Source organism: Arthrobacter sp. SLBN-100 (assembly GCF_006715305.1).
Lineage (GTDB): Bacteria > Actinomycetota > Actinomycetes > Actinomycetales > Micrococcaceae > Arthrobacter.
The window spans coordinates 2,361,705-2,379,440 of sequence record NZ_VFMY01000001.1 but is presented as its reverse complement, the minus strand read 5'-3'; the positions used below and the strand labels follow the sequence as shown (position 1 = coordinate 2,379,440).

The following is a 17,736-nucleotide window of genomic DNA, read 5'->3' as shown; positions in this document are numbered from 1 at the left end:
CAACGGGAAAACACCCCTTTTAACGGGCAATAACCCCCCTTAATTCGGGCAATCTCCCCTTTCTTTGCGGGCAATCACCCTACTTGAAACGGCATGATGAGCAGTCCGGGCCGGCCGCAGGAAGCAGCCGGCCCAGGCGCCCTAATCAGTAAACCGGGCTTAGCGCAGATCGAAGCGGTCCAGCTCCATAACCTTGACCCAGGCCGCCACGAAGTCGTTGACGAACTTCTCCCTGGCGTCGTCGCTCGCGTAGACCTCGGCCATCGCCCGGAGCTGGGAGTTGGAGCCGAACACCAGGTCCACGGGGGTTGCGGTCCACTTCAGCTCGCCGGTGGCCACGTCGCTGATCTCGTAGACGTTCTCCTCGTTCTCCGATGCTTTCCACTTGGTGCCGGGGGAGAGCAGGTTGACGAAGAAGTCGTTCGTCAACACCTGGGGCCTGTCCGTGAGGACGCCGTGGGCGGAACCGCCCATGTTGGTCCCCATGGCGCGCATGCCGCCGATGAGCGCCGTCATTTCCGGTGCGGAGAGGTCCAGCAGGTACGCCTTGTCCAGCAGGAGGGTCTCCGGCGGGAGCTTCCCGCCTGGGCGCACATAGTTGCGGAACCCGTCCGCCCGCGGCTGCAGGTACTGGAAGGACTCGACGTCGGTCTGGTCCTGGGCGGCGTCGGTACGGCCGGGCCGGAACGGCACAGTGACGGGGAAGCCGGCGCCGCTTGCTGCCTTCTCCACGGCGGCGCAGCCGCCGAGGACGATCAGGTCCGCCAGTGAGACCTTCTTGGTGCCGTTCTGGGCGGAGTTGAAGTCCTGCTGCACCCTCTCAAGTGCCTGGAGCGCGTGGGACAGCTGCTCGGGTTCGTTGACCTCCCAGCCGCGCTGGGGCTCCAACCGGATCCGTGCACCGTTGGCGCCGCCGCGTTTATCGGTCTTGCGGAAGGTGGACGCCGCGGCCCACGCCGTGCTGGCCAGCTGCGAAACGGACAGGCCGGAGTCCAACAACTTGGCCTTAAGCGAGGCAATGTCCTGCTCACCGATCAGCTCGTGGTCCACTGCCGGGATGGGATCCTGCCACAGCTGGGCTTCCGGGACCCACGGCCCGAGCATGTGGGGGCCGACGGGTCCCATGTCGCGGTGCAGCAGCTTGTACCAGGCCTTGGCAAAGGCGAGCTGGAACTCATCCGGGTTCTTCAGGAAGCGCCGCCCGATCTCCTCATAGACCGGGTCAAAGCGCAGCGACAGGTCCGTGGTCAGCATGGTGGGCCGGTGCTTCTTGCTTGGATCATGCGCGTCCGGGATGATCTCCGGGGCATCCTTGGCCACCCACTGGTGGGCGCCGGCGGGGCTCTTGACCAGCTCCCACTCGTACTCGAACAGGATCTCCAGGAAGCGGTTGCTCCACTGCGTGGGCCGGTCCGTCCAGGTGACTTCGAGGCCGGAGGTGATCGTGTCACCGCCCTTGCCGCTGCCGTAGGTGCTGAGCCAGCCCAGGCCCTGGGCTTCGAGGTCGGCGCCTTCCGGCTCGGGGCCAACGTGTGCGTCAGCGTCGCCGGCGCCATGGGTCTTGCCGAAGGTGTGGCCGCCGGCAATCAGGGCGAAGGTCTCCTCATCGTTCATCGCCATCCGCTTGAAGGTTTCGCGGATGAACGCTGCCGCCAGCTTGGGATCCGGGTTGCCCATGGGCCCCTCGGGGTTGACGTAGATCAGGCCCATCTCCGTGGAGCCCACGTCCTCCGACATCTGGCCTTCGCCGATGTAGCGTTCGTCGCCGAGCCACGTGTCCTCAGGTCCCCAGAAAATCTCCTCGGGCTCCCACACATCCTCACGGCCGAAGGCGAAGCCAAAGGTTTTAAAGCCCATGGACTCGAGGGCCACGTTGCCCGCGAGGACCAGCAGGTCCGCCCAGGAGAGCTTCTGGCCGTACTTCTGCTTGACCGGCCACAGCAGCCGCCGGGCCTTATCGAGGTTGGCGTTGTCCGGCCAGCTGTTCAGCGGCGCGAACCGCTGGCTGCCGTCCCCTGCACCGCCGCGGCCGTCGTGGACGCGGTAGGTGCCGGCGGCGTGCCAGCTCAGGCGGATCATCAGGCCGCCGTAGTGGCCGAAGTCCGCGGGCCACCAGTCCTGGGAGGTGGTGAGGACCTCGGTGATGTCCTGCTTGAGCGCCTCGACGTCGAGCTTCTGGAATTCCTCGCTGTAGCTGAACGTGGGGCCCAGCGGGTTGCCCGCCGGGTGGTTGGCGTGGAGCACTGAGAGGTCGAGCTGGTTGGGCCACCAGTCGGCGACGGTCCGCGGGCGGTGCCCCTTGGGCTGCGGCGAATCGATCGCCGGATTCTCGCTCTCACTGCCGTGCGAGGTGACGCTGTCATGGGCCACCGGGCACCCGCCCTCAACCTTGCTATCGAGGCCTTGGGCGCTTCCCGGAGTGGGGACCGGGGGATGGTCCTGTCGATCGGTCATGTGCTTCCTTCCCTATGGCCGAGGCCGTGGTTGGACTCGGGCAGCCGGTGCAACCCTCCTATTTGACCATGAGCGGACGTGCGGGGGAGAGCCCTTAAGCCATCTGGGAATCGGCGGATTTTCTCCCCGCGATAGCCATCAAAAGTGTCTTTCAGGTTGCCGTGCTGCGCTTCGCCGGGGTGGCTTTGACGTGTTGCCCATCACTCTGTAAAATTTATGAAACGATTCAAGAACACAGGCGGACCCGAGAGTTGCCTGTCCCTTCAAACCCACCAGCAGTCGCGACGAAAAAGCCACGCCGGAACGGAAGAGTTCCGGCTCCTTGCCAAAGACGCCGAAGGAAACCATCGCATGACCACCATTCCCGCAACGGACATCCGTCCCAAGCTCGACGCCGGCCATCAGGGCAGGGACCCGAAGAAAGCCGCGATGAGCGGCTGGATCGGAGGCGCCCTGGAGTATTACGACTTCGCGCTGTACTCGCTGGCCGCGACGCTCATCTTCCCGGCCATCTTCTTCCCCAGCGGGAATTCAACCGTTGCAATCATCGCCTCGCTGGCGACGTATGCCGTGGGGTATGTCTCCCGCCCGGTGGGAGCTGTCGTCCTGGGGGCCATCGGTGACAAGCATGGCCGGAAGAATGTCCTCGTCTTCGCGATGCTGCTCATGGGTTTCGCTACCTTCGCAGTGGGGCTGCTGCCAACGTATGGCCAGGTGGGCATCCTCGCCCCCGCCCTGCTGGTGGTCCTCCGCCTGGTCCAGGGCTTCGCGGTTGCCGGCGAGTTGGGCGGTGCCAGCGCGATGATCGTTGAGCATTCGCCTGACGCCAGGCGCGGCTTCTTCGCGAGCTTCAGCCTCCAGGGAACGCAGGTGGGCTCCATCCTCGCCACCGCAGTGCTGCTTCCGCTGTCCGCACTTCTCCCCAAAGACCAGTTCGAGACGTGGGGCTGGCGCATCCCGTTCCTGCTCAGCGCCTTCGTGATCCTGGCGGGATACATCATCCGCCGCCGGGTCCAGGAGCCCCCGGCGTACCTGGCCCAGTCCGAAGCGGGCAAAGAGAAGCGCCGGTTCCCGCTCGTCGAGCTCATGCGCACCCACCCACGCGTCCTGATCCGCTGCATCATCATGACCTTCACCAACGTGATCGGCATGGCCACCCTGATTTTCGGCGTCTCCTACGCCACCCAGAAGGGCTACGGCATCGGATTCTCCAGCAGCGAATTCCTCTGGGTGACGCTCGTGGCCAACATCGCCGCAGTGATAACCATCCCGGTCTTCGGCGCCTTGTCCGACAGGATTGGACGCAAAACCCTCATGCTGGCCGGCGGCCTGGGCGGCGGTCTCCTGACCTGGGGCTACCTGTGGGCGATCGACCAGCGAAGCCTGTTCCTCGTCTTTGTGTGCGTGCTGATCGTGCAGGGAATCTTCTTCCAGATGTGGAACGCCACGTTCGCCACCTTCTTCCAGGAACAGTTCCCCATGCGGATCCGGGTGACCGGCTTTGCAGTGTCACAGAACATCGGCCTGATGATCGCCTCGTTCTTCCCGAGCATCTTCACGGCAGTGGCGCCTCCTGGCTCCACCAATGTCCCGCTGGTCATCGGGCTGATCACCTTCGGCATCAGTATCGCTGCGGCGCTGGCCACCTTCCTGTCCTCCGACACCAAGGGCAAGTCGCTTGAGGACCTCGAGACCCGGAAGGCCTGACTGCCGGCGTTGTGCCCCTGCCTGCCCGTGGAGGCAGCGGCACAGCTCCCGACGTCGACGCTCCGCTCGCGAAGTGCCTGCTGCGGCTAAGCCGCTACGTCTGAAATCGGGGCGCCTAGTGCGCTGCGCCCAGTTCGATGAGCAGGACTCCGCCGATGATGAGTCCCAGCCCGAGCATCATGACGGGGGTGATGGTCTCCTTGAAGAAGACTCGGCTGGCAACGGCGGTCAGTGCTACTCCGGCCGCGGCCCAGATGCCGTAGGCAACCCCGAGATTCATCCCCTGCTCCAGGGTCAGGGTGAGGAGCGTGAACGCCAGGAAGTACCCGACGGCGACGGGTATGTACCAGTGTCGCTTGCCGGTGGAAGCGACACGCAGGAACAAGGTGGCGGTCACCTCGGTGAGGATTGCCGCCGACAACAAGAGCCACATCATGAGCCGGCCATTTCTTTGGTGGGCTCTTCAGCCGGCTCTTTATGTGATCCGAGTTCAACGCACAGCACGCCGCCGATGACCATGGTGACGCCGATCAGCATCATCGGGGTCAGCGCCTCGCCGAAGATGAGGGCGGCCAGCAGCACGGTGAGTGTCACTCCCAGCGCGGCCCAGATGCCATAGGCGACTCCAAGGCCAAGTCCTTTGCGGAGGACTCCTGCGAGGAAGGCGAAGGACGCGGAGTAGCCGACAACAACCACGATGAAGAAAGCAGAATCGTCAAGGGCGGCTTTCAAGGAGAGGGACGCCGTCACCTCACTCAGGATCGCGCCGGCGAGAAGAATCCACTTCATGTAAACAGTCCTTGAGATTTGGCGGGGCTTGGTCCCCGTGTTTGCAACGGCGGGACTGCCGGTGATGTTCCCTGCCTTCCCACCCAACGGAGACAGGCGGGAAGCCCAGGACAGTTGGTTACGCCCTGTTTACGCCTGGGGGACGAGTTCCAGGCCCGCGGTTGCGGAGGTGCCGAGGTCACTCCTTGACAGGGCCTGCCGGGTGTCCAACGCATTGATCCATGCATCCGTATCGGCCACTGCTGCCCAGTTCGAGTTCAGCAGTGCGAGGAGCGTTGCGTGCACGGTCTTGGCGTCGACGGAGCCTGCGTCATTGGCGAGATTGATGGCGCCGGTGGCGTCTGGGAGGACTTCGGTGGTGAAGCCAAGGAACTCTGCCTCCACGGCTGAGGCGAGCACGCAATTGTTGGTCATGTAGCCCGCCAAGGTGACCGTGTCGACGTCGTGCTTCCGCAGCCATTCGGCGAGATCCGTACCGGCGTAGACAGAGCCGTACTGCTTAACCAACGACTTCCATGCACCCGTCTTGCGGCGATCAATTTCCGGATGCAGCTCGAAGCCGGGTGTGCCGGGCGCAAACACGGGCGCGCCTTCGCCCGCGGAGTGCTGGACCACGGCGATCGGAATGCCGGCGGCGGTGGCTGCGTCAACTGCCTTGGCAATGGCGGGAAGGGATTCCTGGTGGGGCGGGTACTGGATTTCGAGGGGGCCGCCAAAGTACTGCTGCTGGACGTCGATGAGGATGAGTGCGCGGCGGGGGGTGCTCATATTTTTGTTCTCCCTGGTGGTTCTTTGGGCTGCCTTCTGGCAACTGTTCCACTCTTCCCGCTGGCGATGTTTACCAACAGTGGCACGAAGGCGCGTATACGATGGATTCGGGCCAAAGTAGAGGAAGGGCCAGAATGAGGATCGCGGTGTACGCCTTCGATGGCGCAACGATGTTTCACCTCGCGGTTCCGCAGATGGTTTTTGACGAGGTGGCCCGTCAAGGCCTTGCCGCGTGGAAGACGGTCCTTTTCTCTGACCAGGAAGGCGGGATCACAACTGCTGAGGGTTATCGGCTGGGCGAGGTGAAAGGGCCGGCGGCCGCGGAAGCAGCGGACGTCGTGGTGGTGCCTTCATGGTTCGACGACGGGCGCGTCCCCAGCGATTCGCTGCGGCAGGTGCTCCAAGGGGCACACGGGCGTGGGGTGCCCATCTTGGGTTTGTGCCTTGGTGCGATTCCCGTTGCCGATGCCGGCCTGCTCGCCGGGCGCCGGGCCGTCACCCACTGGCAGGCCTTCGATTCGCTTGCTGCGCGGCACCCCGATGTCCCGCTTGACCAGTCCGTGCTCTATATAGACCACGGTGACGTGCTGACCTCGGCCGGTACGGCCTCCGCGCTGGACGCGTGCCTGCACCTGGTGCGCGCCCGGCTTGGAGCGGAGGCGGCGAACCGGGTGGCACGCAGCCTGGTCATCGCTCCGCACCGGGAGGGCGGACAGGCGCAATACATTGAGCGCCCGGTGCCGGAGCGCTCCTCCGATGACCCGATCTCGCGCCTTCTGGAATGGGCCTTGGCCCGCCTGGGTGAACCGCTTACCATCGACCGGCTCGCGGCGCAGGCACACCTGAGCCGCCGCACATTCGTCCGGTCCTTCCGGGCGGCAACCGGGACGACGCCGGCCGCCTGGATCCGCGCCCGCCGCCTTGACGCAGCCCGGCGGCTGCTTGAGACCACGGACCTGTCGATAGACCAGGTTTCCACCGACTGCGGATTCGGGAACGCCGTCACCCTCCGGCAGAACTTTGCGGCTGCGTTCTCCACGACTCCGACGGAGTACAGGCGGCGGTTTGATGTGCGGCTTGCCTAACAGCTTCTGCTCGTTCACGAGCCCCAAAAGTGTCGAGCAGTCGTCAGGAATGCTGCCGCTATCTGCTTGAGTGCCGGCCCAATCCGCCGCGCCGAAGCTGTCAGATAAGTCGAAGTAATGCTTCATTGCTTTCCCCCGTTCCAAATCATTCCGGATATAACTATTGGTCTTTCTTTCTGGTTCCAATGGCGTCCATATACGGGAAAGGCGGGGCCGGAGATTTCCGGCCCCGCCTTGGGGATTTGGGTTTACGGCGTCATTCCCACCATGGGAATCACCACGGGCGAGCCCGCCTGCCAGTTGAGCACGTCGGCCTGGCTTTGGCCGTCACGGACAATCACGTCCAGTGCGTTCGGATCGCTGGTGTCCGTATCCCGGGAGGCGATGCCGCCGTCGAAGACACCGGCTCCGCCGCCGAAGCGCCACTCCTTGATCCAGGACGGGTCGCCGGCTGCCCAGTACGCGCCGTCATAGACGGGGCGGACGTTGCCGATGCCCTCGCCGGCTTCGGCGTTGCCGAACATGGCCACGGCGAACTTTGCCGACGCCGGCTCGAGGGTTCCGAGTGCCTCCTTGGGCACCATGGTCACAATCTGCTTGGCTTCGGGTACTGCCAGCAGACTGACCGCCGAGGTGCGGGTGCCGTGCGGGCTGTATACGCCGGCACCATCAAACCGGCCGTCGGTGACGATGACGGAATCCCAGGCGTGCTCAACGTTGACGTTCGTGCCGGGCAGGGCAGGGGTGGCGGTTGCGTCGCCGTTGCTGAGGTAGACGTTGATGCGCTGGTGCGAGATACCCTGACCGCCCCAGGGGTTGGTGACGTCACCGGCAATGGTGCTCACGAATGCATACTTGTCACCGGCGTCGTACACGTCGACAGCGGTGAGGTCGAAGGCGCCGGGCACGTAGACCGGGTTGGTCGGATAGGTGTAGCTGCCGGGGCCGTTGTCATCTCCCGAGGGGTCCGTCAGCCCGCCGATGCGGTTGCCGTAGTGCAGCACGGTCCGTTCCTCGACTGCGGTACCTCCGTCGGCGCCCACTGCGGCTACCGTTACCGTGTTCTTGGTTCCAGGCAACGCGACGTCCACCGAGAAGGCTGAGGTTCCGTTCGCGGCCGGGGTCAGCGGGGCCTCCACCACCTTGCCGTTGACGGAGATGAACACCTCGGCCGCGGCCGTGGTACCGGACACTGTGGTGCTGTCCGAATCTGAAGTGATCAGCTGCGCCGGGGACGTGATCTCAAGGGCGGGCTCTGCGACGGCGCCGCCAGCGTAGCGGCTGGCGACGTTCTGCGGGGTCTCCACGGGTGAGCCGTGCTTCATGCCCGCTGCAAGCCGGACGTATTGGGCCATGGCCCAGGACAGCGGGGAGGCGGAGCCGGTGCTGCGGCCCAGGGCGTGGCCGTAGGATGTCGGTTCGTCCTGGTCCCAGACCTGTTCGGGGATCATGAAGCCGTCATTGGCTGCGGAGTGCATGGTGGCCAGGTAGGGCAGTGCGTCCTGGCCGTTCGCCAGGGCGTACTCCCCGCGTTCACCGGTCAGCAGCGGCCAGAGCCGTCCGACGCCGGTGCCGTCCCAGGGCGAGCCGTCGGCCTTCTCGCCGTATCCGTCGTAGGTGTAGCGGTGCCACATGCGGCCGCCTGGAGTTTCCTGTGAGATGGAGGCGTCTGTTTCGGCAATGGAGTCTGCTACGTGGGCGTCTGCGGGGGGTTTCACACCCAGCCTCACAAATTCAAGGAAACCGCCGTCCAATACAGCGTTTTCCGGATGGGTGCCTGCTCCGTTGCCCCAGTCCCGGACGGCGCCGTCGTTGGGATTGCCGCTTCCGCTGATGCGCAGGTAGTAGTTGCCGTCGCCGACCGGTCCATTGGTCGTGAACATCCACTTTTCCGTGTTGCGCTGCCACTCGTCGGCGGTGGCCCGATAAATTGCGGCGGAACCGGCGTCACCGTTCTTTTCGGCGATATCACCGGCAGCAGCCAGTGCGGCAATCTGTGAAGCGAGGGTCGATGTCGAGTACCCCCCGGTCTCTTCCCAGCGTTCCTGCGGGGTCTTGGGCCCGGCGGCAACGAGGTAGTCCGCGGCGGGCTTGAGCTCGTTGGCGTAGAAGTCCGCGTCGGTGCGCCCAATCTGGTTGGCGAGCAGGATGGGGAATGCTGTTTCATCCAGCTGGATGCCGTTCTGGCCCACCGTCCCGTCGACCTTGGACGTCTGGGGGAAGTGGCCGTCCGGCTGCTGCTGGTACTTGAACAGCCATTCCACTCCGCGGCGGGCAGCGTCCTTGTCCCCGGCGGCGAGCAGCGCGGACACCGACTGGTACATGTCACGTGCCCAGACCGCGTGGTAACCCTCGCGGTGCTGCTCAGCGTTCGCCACCTGGCCCCAGGGCGTGGTCAGTGATGCGATGAAGGCACCTGGGAAGGTCTTATCTTCATGGGCTTTGACCGTCATCAGAGATACGTCATACTGCGTCCGGAGTTCACCATCCAAGGCCTTGGCTGGCTTGTCCAGGGACTGCAGGTACTTCTTCCATTCCTTGGTGTAGTCCTTGGAAACATTGGGGAACCCGCGGTTCACGCTTGCGTTTGCGGTATTGATAGCCTCCTCGGCGTTCGCACCAAAGCCGAGGGCAAGGGCGAATTCCGTCTTCGCCCCTGTCAGGGGGATCCTTCCCGTCTGGGCAATATTTCCGGGCCCCGCCTCGGGGTATGCGCCGTCGAGTTTCCCGTCGGCGGCAAGGTCCGTTCCGCCGTCGCTGGTACCGACGTATCCGGTGCTGGTAGCGCTGAACCCTGAGCTCGACACCAGTGCCGAGGCGACGGGCGTGTCCGGGATGGAGAGGTCCTCTGCCACCAGGTCATCGCCGACCGTCCTGCCGGAGTCTCCGCCAGAGGTTCCGGCCAGGGAAGGATCAAACAGGGCAAAGAGCTGGTAATCACCGCCGTCGAGTGCCTCGAAAGTGACGCCGAGCGTCACGGCAGACCGCTCCGGGTCCGTCACATAAGTCTTAGTGAGCCGCCAGCGGCCAGCGCTGTCTTCAGTAATTTGCCGGTAGCTCAGCGCTTGCGGGTCTGCGAGCTCCACCCGTCGGGTCGTATCCTCATTTTCACGTTGGGAGCGGGAACCGTCGCTGACGGCGAACTGGAGTTCGCGGGTATTGGGTGTATCGGCTCGCGGGTAATACACCTCGCTGAGCGTTCCCTCTGTCAGGGTGTACCAGACTTTCGACGCCGTACTGACGGACGTTCCAACGCCCTCCTTGTCGCCTTTCGTCCATGTTGCGGAAGCTCCCGGCGCGCCCGGTGCAGGTTCTGCCTGGGCACTGGCGGGGGAGAAGGCGGCAGCCGATGCTGCGACGGCGATGGCTGCCGCAGCACACGTTGTTCTGAGGTGATGCTTCATTGCTCTCCTGAAGATTTGGGCGTTTTGGTCGCGCCAGCACGACCGGCGGGAATATATAAACGCCGTTAATAAATGCCCCCTTAGTATGGGGAGAAGCAGTTGAATCGGTCAAGGGGTGGCGTTGAAAAGCAGCACAAGAAAAACAGAGGCCACGGTCCCCGTGCTCCGCAGGATTTCCGCTTCCGCGGTTATCGGGGCTCTCGTTCTCGGTGACAGGCTGGACGCTAGCGAACTGATGGCGGCGACTGGGCTTTCCCGGCCCACTGTTCTGACAGTCTGCGACGAACTACTCAAGCTTGGCTGGGTGACCGAAATCGAGACGTCTTCCGGATCGGCCCTACGAAGCGGGCGCCCCTCACGAAGATTCGCGCTGAATGCCGGTGCCGGGTACGTGCTGGGGATCGATCTTGGAGCCACAAAACTGCAGCTCTGCTTGTCGAACCTTGCTGGCACCATCGTCGGTGAATGGTCTGAAAGGTGGCGCGATGAGCATGTCGGGGCACCCGAACGTCTACTGGTTGCCCGGCAGGCCGCACGGGAGGTCCTGGCCAAGTCGGGCGTGGAAGCGTCCATGGTAATGGCGGCCGGAATGGCAGTACCTGCCCCCGTCAAACCAAACGGGCATGCGGTTGCGCTCGAGTCCTACCTGCCTGGGCTTGCCGCCTTGGATCTGCGTCTCGCACTTCGCCCGGATTTCGACTGGCCGCTGATCGTCGACAATGACGCCAACCTCGCTGTTATCGCCGAACGCTGGCTTGGCGTCGCCCAGGACGTTGACGACGTCGTGGTACTCCTCTCCGGAGAACGGCTGGGTGCCGGAATCTACCTCGGCGGTCAACTTATCCGCGGCGGTGGATCCGCCGGTGAAATGAGGTTTCTGGAATTAGTGGAAGGCGTCGGAAACACAGATGCGATAGGCGGCATGTGCCGGGAACTTGGCGCAATAGCCGCTGCGGAAATCCTGGACGGGGACCGGCCGGAACCGCCCGGCGGTAGCGAGTTGCTGCGCCTCTGCGGCCGGGTCCCGGCCGCCGTGGACGCTGAGATGGTGCTTGGAGCCGCACGGAAGGGGGACCGGGCGGCACTCGATGTGGTGGAGGTTGTCACGGAGCGCACCGCACGAGCTATCGCCATCGTCGCCACGCTGTTGGATCCGCAGCTGCTGGTGCTGTCCGGGGGGCCCGCGGGGGCTGGGGACGTCCTGATCCCGCGGCTGGAAGAAGAACTTGAACGGCTCAAGTCCGCCCGGCCCCGCATTGCCGCTTCAACGCTGGCCGGCCGTGCCCCGCTGCAGGGAGCCGTGCGCATCGCGCTTGACCGCGCTCTGGCTACCCTGCTCCACTAGCTGGGCAACGTCCTCTCACTCCACTGAGCTCTGCCCGTTAGGTCGAGGCTGACCAGTCAAAACCAACTTCGCGCCAAGCGCGGTCAATGCCTTCCAGCGCTGCAGCCGGAAGGGGTCCTCGGCTGACTACGGTGATGTTCCGGCGCAGATGGGCCAGTTTCGCCGTGCCGACAATCGCGGTATGAACACCAGGCGCGTACGCCGTGAAGCGCAGAGCGAACTCGGTCCAATCCATGTCGCCTGGATCAAGTTCGAGTGCCTGTAGCCGTTCCCAATAGAGTTCTGCGTAGTGCCCGGTCGGCCGGTCGACGAACCGCCACGGCGCGTTCGCGATCGGGCGCTTGGCGATTACTCCTACTTCTGGCCGCCGGCCAAGAACGGTTCTGAGGTTCCACTGGTCAGCGATGTTGACACTGGTTTCGACGGAACCGAACCGGCCGGACTCAACAGCGAACGCGAGTGGCTCATTGTCTCCGCTGTAGCCGGCGACACCGATTTTCCCGGCGGCGATGGCCTTGTCCAGGGTGTCCTGAAGGTCGCCACGCCTCAGAATCTCGACCGGGCATGAGTGCAAATAGAAGATGTCGATGTGTTCCGACTGGGTCAGGCGCAAGGACTTCTCGATGCTGGTCAACACGCTGCCTGGGGTCCAGTCCCGTTGGCCGTTGATGCCGGGACCGCCTTTGGTTGACAGCGCGAACTCGTCCCGGCGTCGGCCGAGGTGCCGGCCGATGCGCTCTTCGCTCAGCCCGTAGCTAGCCGCGGTATCTATAAGCGTTACTCCGAGATCCACTGCTCCGTTGAGCACCTCGGCGGCTTCCGCCTCGGTGACATTGCTTTCACCAATTTGACCGGCACCCAGCCCGACGACAGAGACCTTCAAACCAGTGTCACCAAACGGTCGTCTCTCCAACATGCATTTACTCCTAATCCAGTAACCGCCCGCACCCTTTGTATGTGCATCGCAACTTCATCCGCATGAAGACGGTATTGCATCCCTATGTTTCCCGAACCGCCCCGCACCAGTGCCTCAACTCGAGCGTCTCTCCGGTACTTGCTATTAAGGAACCGGGGCGGCCAGGGGCGGGGCTCGTTCAAAGGAAATTTCATTAAGAGTCCTTTGGCTCTGGAGGTGTGCGTGCGGCACGGAGGCGCCTCCCAGCGCCTCCGTGCACGGGGCTAATTTCGGTGCCTGGTGCAGCTACGCCTGGAGCCAGGCAGTGGTCGCTCCGGGCAGGGAATCTGCCGTGAGCGGCGAACTGGAGACCAGTACCTTGCCGGCGGGCAGTTTGACGGCTTCCGTGCCGAAGTTCGTTACGGAGGTCCAGCCGTTGGGGCGGCGGAAGGCCACGACGTCGGACCGGCCGGTTTCCAGCCATTCCAGCGTTTCGGCGGTTTGCAGCTGTGACCGTAGGGTCAGCGCCCGGCGGTAGAGGGACAGGGTTGAGTCTTCCTGGGCTTCCTGGGCTTCCACTGAGTAGCCGGCAAACCATTCGGGCTGAGGCAAGTGGGCGCCGCCGGTCCCGAAACCGAGTGAGTTGCCGGAGGTTGTCCAGGGCAAGGGGACGCGGCAGCCGTCGCGGCCGATGTCCACGCCTTTGTTGCGGAAGAAGGCCGGGTCTTGGCGCTCGGAGTCGGGGATTTCGCTGCCGACTTCCTGCAGGCCCAGTTCCTCGCCTTGGTACAGGTACGCGGAGCCCGGGAGGGCGAACATCAGCAAGGATGCGGCGCGGGCGCGGCGCAGGCCGAGTTCGACGTCGACGTCTTCCTGCTTGCCTCCGGCGAGCAGCCACTGCTTGCCGGCCTCGCCGGCCATGATCTCGCCCTCGGCCGAAGGTGCGGACACGGGGAGCCCGTAGCGGGTGGCGTGCCGGACGACGTCGTGGTTGGAGAACACCCAGGTGGAGGAAGCGCCGGACGCCTCAGCCTCGGCGAGGTTTTTGGTGATGATCTTCCGGAACTGGGCCCCGTCGAAGTCTGCCTGCAGCAGGTCGAAATTGAACGCCTGGCCCAGGCCTTCGGGGCTGGCGTAGCGGGCGCGGCGGTCCGAGTGGACCCAGGCTTCAGCGACGGCGGTGCGCGGCGGGTTGTATTCGTTGAAGACCTTGCGCCACTCGGCGTAGATCTCGTGGACTTCGTCGCGGTCCCAGTACGGATGCGCACCGGCAAGGTAGAGCGCCTCGCCCTGGGCTTCGAGGTCTGCCTTGGTGGGCAGGGACTCTTCGAGGTTCTTGGTCAGGGCATGGGCGACGTCAATGCGGAATCCGTCCACGCCCCGGTCGGACCAGAAGCGCAGGGTCTTCAGGAAGTCGTCGCGGACTTCGGGGTTGTCCCAGTTAAAGTCCGGCTGTTCCTTGGCGAAGATGTGCATGTACCACTGGCCCGGCATGCCGTCCGGTTCGGTGATGCGTTCCCATGCGGGGCCGCCGAACACGGAGTCCCAGTCCGACGGCGGCAGCTCACCGTTTTCGCCCAGTCCGTCGCGGAAGATGTAGCGGTCGCGGGCCGGGGAACCCTTGGGCGCGGCGAGGGCTTCCTGGAACCACTCGTGCCGGTCCGAGGAGTGGTTGGGGACGATGTCCACAATCAGCTTGATGCCCGCGGCGTGCAGGGCGGAAGCCATGTTGTTGAAGTCCTCCAGCGTGCCGAGCCGCGGGTCAACGTTGCGGTAGTCGTCCACGTCATAGCCGCCGTCGGCAAGGGCTGAAGGGTAGAAGGGGCTCAGCCAGACCGCGTCGATTCCAAGCTCCTTCAGGTACGGGACCTTGGCGGTGATGCCGTTGATGTCGCCGATGCCGTCACCGTTGGAGTCGGCGAAGCTGCGGGGGTAGATCTGGTAGACCGAGGCCTGGCGCCACCAGTTGGGGTCGGCCATGTTCTTGGAGTCGGTGCTGGTTGCCTTGGTGACGGTGGAGGGCAAGACTGGGTCCTTTACTTCGTTCTTAGTGGTCGGTTTCGCGGCTGGGGTCACTTCACGGCCCCTTGGGTCAGGCCGGACATGACCCAGCGCTGGGTAAACAGGTAGACGACGATCGCGGGCGCCATGGCCATCAGGTACGAGGCGAAGGCGACGTTGTAGCTGTTGCTGAACTGTGTCTGGAAGATCTTCTGCAGTACCGGGATCGTCTGCATTTCCGGGTCGGAGATGATGAGTGACGGCATCATGAAGTCGTTCCAGGATGCGATGAAAGCGAAGATGCCTACGGTAGCGCTCATGGGTGCGAGCAGGGGGAAGATGAGCCTCCAGAACACCTGCCACGTGCCGGCGCCGTCGATGCGCATACTTTCCTCCAGCTCGAGCGGGATGGAGCGCAGGAATGCGGTAAAGAGCATTGTGTTGAACGCCAGGGCAAACACGATGTGCAGGATCGCGACGCCGAGTGGGTTGTCCAGTCCGACGAGGCCGGTGAGCTGGATCTGCGGTAGCGCCACCACGGGGAACGGGATGAACATCGCCGCGAGCAGGTAGAAGAAGGACCAGCGGAAGAGACGGCGGTCCCAGTTGCGGACGATCGCGTAGGCTGCCAGCGCCGACACGATGATTTCCCCCGCCACCGCGGTCACGGACACGAACACGGAGATCGCGAAGCCGCGGGGGAAGTTCGTGAGCGTCCACGCCTGGACGAAACTATCGAAGGTCAGCGGGCTCGGCAGCGAGAAGGCGTTGCCGTCCACGGCCTGGCCGGTGGTTTTGAACGCCATGCTGATGGTGACGTAGAGCGGGACGAGCACGCTGAGCGTGCAGACGATCAGGACGATGGTGGCGGGCCAGTTGCTGCGCTCCTGGTGGCCACGGACCCGATGTTTCTTCCCCGCTGCCGGGGGTCCTGCGGGAATGGTGCTGGGTGCGCTGCTCATGCTGCGATCCCTCCTTTGCCACGTGTGAAGCGAAGCTGGATGAGTGCGATGACGATGCTGATGAGGAAGAAGATCACGGCATTGGCCATCTGGTATGCGTAGTCGCCGCCTTCGAAGCCGCGGAAGATCGACATCGCGACGCTGCGCGTGGCGACGCCCGGGCCGCCGTCGGTAAGGCCGACGATGATGTCGTAGGCGTTGAGGTAGTTTTTGAAGCCAAGGACCATATTGATGACTGCGTAACCGGCGACGAGCGGCAGGGTGATGTGCCGCAGGTTGTGCCAGGGCGTTGCCCCGTCGATGGAGCTTGCCTCGTAAACCTCGGCGGGAACCGTGAGGAGCCCTGCGATGTAAATCAGCATCGCACTCGGAATCGACTGCCATGCCGTGACGACGACGATCGCCAGCCACGCCAGGTCGGGGTTGGCGAGGATGCTCGTCGCCAGCGGTTCGATTCCCATGCCTTGGCCCACGAGTGGCAGCGAGTTCGAAAAGAGGTACTGGAAGACGAACGCGATGACGATGCCCGAGATCACCATGGGGATCACGAATACCGTGCGCAGTGCGGCACGGAAGCGGACACGGGACGTGAGTCCCAGAGCCAGAAGGAAGGCCACGGCGTTGACGACGATGACGGTCACGAGCGCAAAGGCGAGCGTGAAGCCGTAGGCGCTGAGGACCCCCTCATCCTGGAAGACAGCGATAAAGTTTCGAATACCTATGAAGTCGAACTCACCGAAGCCAACGGAGTTCGTGAAGCTGTAGACGAATCCGAGTACGGCCGGCAGCGTGACGGCGAGGGTGAAAATCGCCAGCGCAGGGAACAGGAAAAAGTAGTAGAGCGGATCGAGACGGCTCTTGCGCGCACTTGTCGTTTTGGTCGCTGCCGGGGCCGTCACCACCGCTCCAGTGGAAGGCTTAGTCGTCGATGACATGAAGGGTCCTCGTTTCGTGCATTAGAACGGAAGTGTGATCACGCGCGGAAGGCCAGGCGCGCCCAGTCGGCGTCCATTCGGCGCAACGTGCTCTCGGCGTCGGCGCCACCCATGATCGACTGGAGGTAGTTGGCGGCGGGAATAGAGTTCGGAATGAACTGTGAGGCACCCATGTAGAAGCGGCCCTCGTCGTAGTACTTCTGCATCTCAACGATTCGGGGGTCAGTCACCGCTGGTGCGTCCTTGCTCGTGCCGAAGCCCAGGAATTCGGCGTTGTAGGAGTTTTGGATCTCCGGCTGCATGAGGTACTGAAGGAAGTCGCGGGCACCCTCCTGGGCGTTGGCGGCTTCGGGAACCCAGAGCGAAAGGTCGATGTTGACGCGGACTTTCAGATCGGCGGGGTCGCTGGTCATTGGCAGCGGGAAGGTGCCAAGATCCACATCGGTGCCGGCCTTCTCAATCTCTCCGAAGGCCCACGGACCCTGGAAGTACATTGCCGCCTGGCCCTGGGCCATGGCAGTGTTGCCGTCCCCATAGCCGCGGCTGGATGCATCAGGGTTGATGTACTTCGTCAGCTGGACCATGCGCTGCACGGGCTCAAGCATCGTTTTCTGGAACGACACTTCGGAATCCGGTCCGACGTTCTCGCCAATCTCATGCATTGTCTTGTAGAAGTCGCGCACGTTTACCATGCCGCCCACCGTGTAATCGAACAGGCCCTGCGCGACCGTCCAAGGGTCACGGAAGGTGCCGTAGATCGGAGTGATGCCGGCTGCTTTGAGTACCTCACATACCTCGATCAGTCCGTCCCAAGTTGTCGGGACGGCCAGCCCGTTCTGCTCGAAGATGCGGCGGTTGTAGATGACCGAGGCGGCCATGACCGAGTAGGGGATGACGCTCGTACGGCCCGGGTAGGTGGGGTACCAGTTCGTGAGGTCCAGAACGTCGTCGCGGATGGAAGCCGCTGCCGGGAGATCGGAAAGGTCCGAGAGTGCCCCGCGCTCCATGAACCGCGCCATCTCAAGGTTGTAGTTGAGGCAACCGAGATCCGGCGGGCTGCTGCGCACAAAGCTGGCGGAGAGATTTGTCGCCATATCGTGCAGAACGCGCACGCGGTCCTGCGACGCGGTAAATTTCGCCGCCAGGTCGCGGAAGTACGGCACGGCCTCCGGTTTTGACTGGTGGAACGTGACGGTGGGACGTGTGCCTCCCGGGGCGCACCCTGCCAGGCCGAAGGCGGCCAGGGCGCCCCCGGCAGCGGCAAGGAAAGTGCGTCGGGAGACTCGCGTCCCTATGGACGTCAAAGGTGGCAACATCGGCTCCTAGGGGTCTCACATGGTATTTATATGGATCTTATATTTAGGTCCTATACGAGGATGAGGGATAGAGGC

The 17,736-nt window shown here is 63.8% G+C and carries 13 protein-coding genes; 3 read left to right on the top strand and 10 right to left on the bottom strand.

Going from position 1 to position 17,736, the window contains the following annotated elements; translation table 11 throughout:
- Positions 1 to 159 precede the first annotated feature (159 nt).
- Positions 160 to 2,454: a catalase/peroxidase HPI gene (gene katG, locus FBY31_RS11120; protein WP_142040624.1), complete on the bottom strand. Its 2,295-nt coding sequence runs from the start codon at positions 2,452 to 2,454 to the stop codon at positions 160 to 162.
- Positions 2,455 to 2,805: 351 nt separating this feature from the next.
- On the opposite strand from katG, the gene FBY31_RS11115 reads away from it, so the two are divergent.
- Positions 2,806 to 4,161 (top strand): MFS transporter, encoded by a 1,356-nt coding sequence (locus FBY31_RS11115; protein WP_142040621.1) that lies wholly within the window; start codon positions 2,806 to 2,808, stop codon positions 4,159 to 4,161.
- A 115-nt stretch (positions 4,162 to 4,276) separates the two neighbouring features.
- Here the strand turns inward: FBY31_RS11115 and FBY31_RS11110 are convergent, their stop codons facing one another.
- The 3 genes from FBY31_RS11110 to FBY31_RS11100 form a co-directional block, all read right to left on the bottom strand.
- Positions 4,277 to 4,597, bottom strand: coding sequence for a DMT family transporter (locus FBY31_RS11110; RefSeq protein ID WP_142040618.1), 321 nt, complete (start codon positions 4,595 to 4,597; stop codon positions 4,277 to 4,279).
- Complete coding sequence (locus FBY31_RS11105; protein WP_142040615.1) at positions 4,594 to 4,950, bottom strand: DMT family transporter; 357 nt, start codon at positions 4,948 to 4,950, stop codon at positions 4,594 to 4,596. Before FBY31_RS11105 ends, FBY31_RS11110 begins: the two co-directional genes overlap by 4 nt.
- Before the next feature lie 129 nt (positions 4,951 to 5,079).
- Positions 5,080 to 5,718, bottom strand: coding sequence for an isochorismatase family protein (locus FBY31_RS11100; protein ID WP_142040613.1), 639 nt, complete (start codon positions 5,716 to 5,718; stop codon positions 5,080 to 5,082).
- A 134-nt stretch (positions 5,719 to 5,852) separates the two neighbouring features.
- Here FBY31_RS11100 and FBY31_RS11095 point away from each other — a divergent pair, with 134 nt between their 5' ends.
- On the top strand, positions 5,853 to 6,803 hold the full coding sequence (locus FBY31_RS11095; RefSeq protein WP_142040610.1) for a GlxA family transcriptional regulator: 951 nt from the start codon (positions 5,853 to 5,855) through the stop codon (positions 6,801 to 6,803).
- A gap of 248 nt (positions 6,804 to 7,051) precedes the next feature.
- On the opposite strand, the gene FBY31_RS11090 is transcribed toward FBY31_RS11095, so the two are convergent.
- Positions 7,052 to 10,207 carry a glucan 1,4-alpha-glucosidase gene (locus FBY31_RS11090; RefSeq protein WP_142040607.1) on the bottom strand — a complete coding sequence of 1,052 codons (3,156 nt, stop codon included), beginning with the start codon at positions 10,205 to 10,207 and terminating at the stop codon, positions 7,052 to 7,054.
- Positions 10,208 to 10,442: 235 nt separating this feature from the next.
- Between FBY31_RS11090 and FBY31_RS11085 the strand changes: the two genes are divergently transcribed.
- On the top strand, positions 10,443 to 11,552 hold the full coding sequence (locus FBY31_RS11085) for an ROK family protein (protein ID WP_268815656.1): 1,110 nt from the start codon (positions 10,443 to 10,445) through the stop codon (positions 11,550 to 11,552).
- 37 nt (positions 11,553 to 11,589) lie between these two features.
- Here FBY31_RS11085 and FBY31_RS11080 read toward each other — a convergent pair whose 3' ends face one another.
- The 5 genes from FBY31_RS11080 to FBY31_RS11060 all read right to left on the bottom strand — a co-directional run bounded on the left by FBY31_RS11080 (position 11,590) and on the right by FBY31_RS11060 (position 17,661).
- On the bottom strand, positions 11,590 to 12,468 hold the full coding sequence (locus FBY31_RS11080; RefSeq protein ID WP_142040599.1) for an aldo/keto reductase: 879 nt from the start codon (positions 12,466 to 12,468) through the stop codon (positions 11,590 to 11,592).
- A gap of 285 nt (positions 12,469 to 12,753) precedes the next feature.
- Entirely contained in the window at positions 12,754 to 14,427 is a 1,674-nt protein-coding gene (locus FBY31_RS11075; RefSeq protein WP_442858213.1) for a glycoside hydrolase family 13 protein, read from the bottom strand.
- 92 nt (positions 14,428 to 14,519) lie between these two features.
- Positions 14,520 to 15,410: a carbohydrate ABC transporter permease gene (locus tag FBY31_RS11070; RefSeq protein WP_142040594.1), complete on the bottom strand. Its 891-nt coding sequence runs from the start codon at positions 15,408 to 15,410 to the stop codon at positions 14,520 to 14,522.
- Entirely contained in the window at positions 15,407 to 16,345 is a 939-nt protein-coding gene (locus FBY31_RS11065; RefSeq protein ID WP_142040591.1) for a carbohydrate ABC transporter permease, read from the bottom strand. Before FBY31_RS11065 ends, FBY31_RS11070 begins: the two co-directional genes overlap by 4 nt.
- Positions 16,346 to 16,383: 38 nt before the next feature.
- A complete protein-coding gene (locus FBY31_RS11060; RefSeq protein WP_200833351.1) occupies positions 16,384 to 17,661 on the bottom strand; it encodes an ABC transporter substrate-binding protein in 1,278 nt (425 codons plus the stop codon).
- Positions 17,662 to 17,736: the final 75 nt, after the last annotated feature.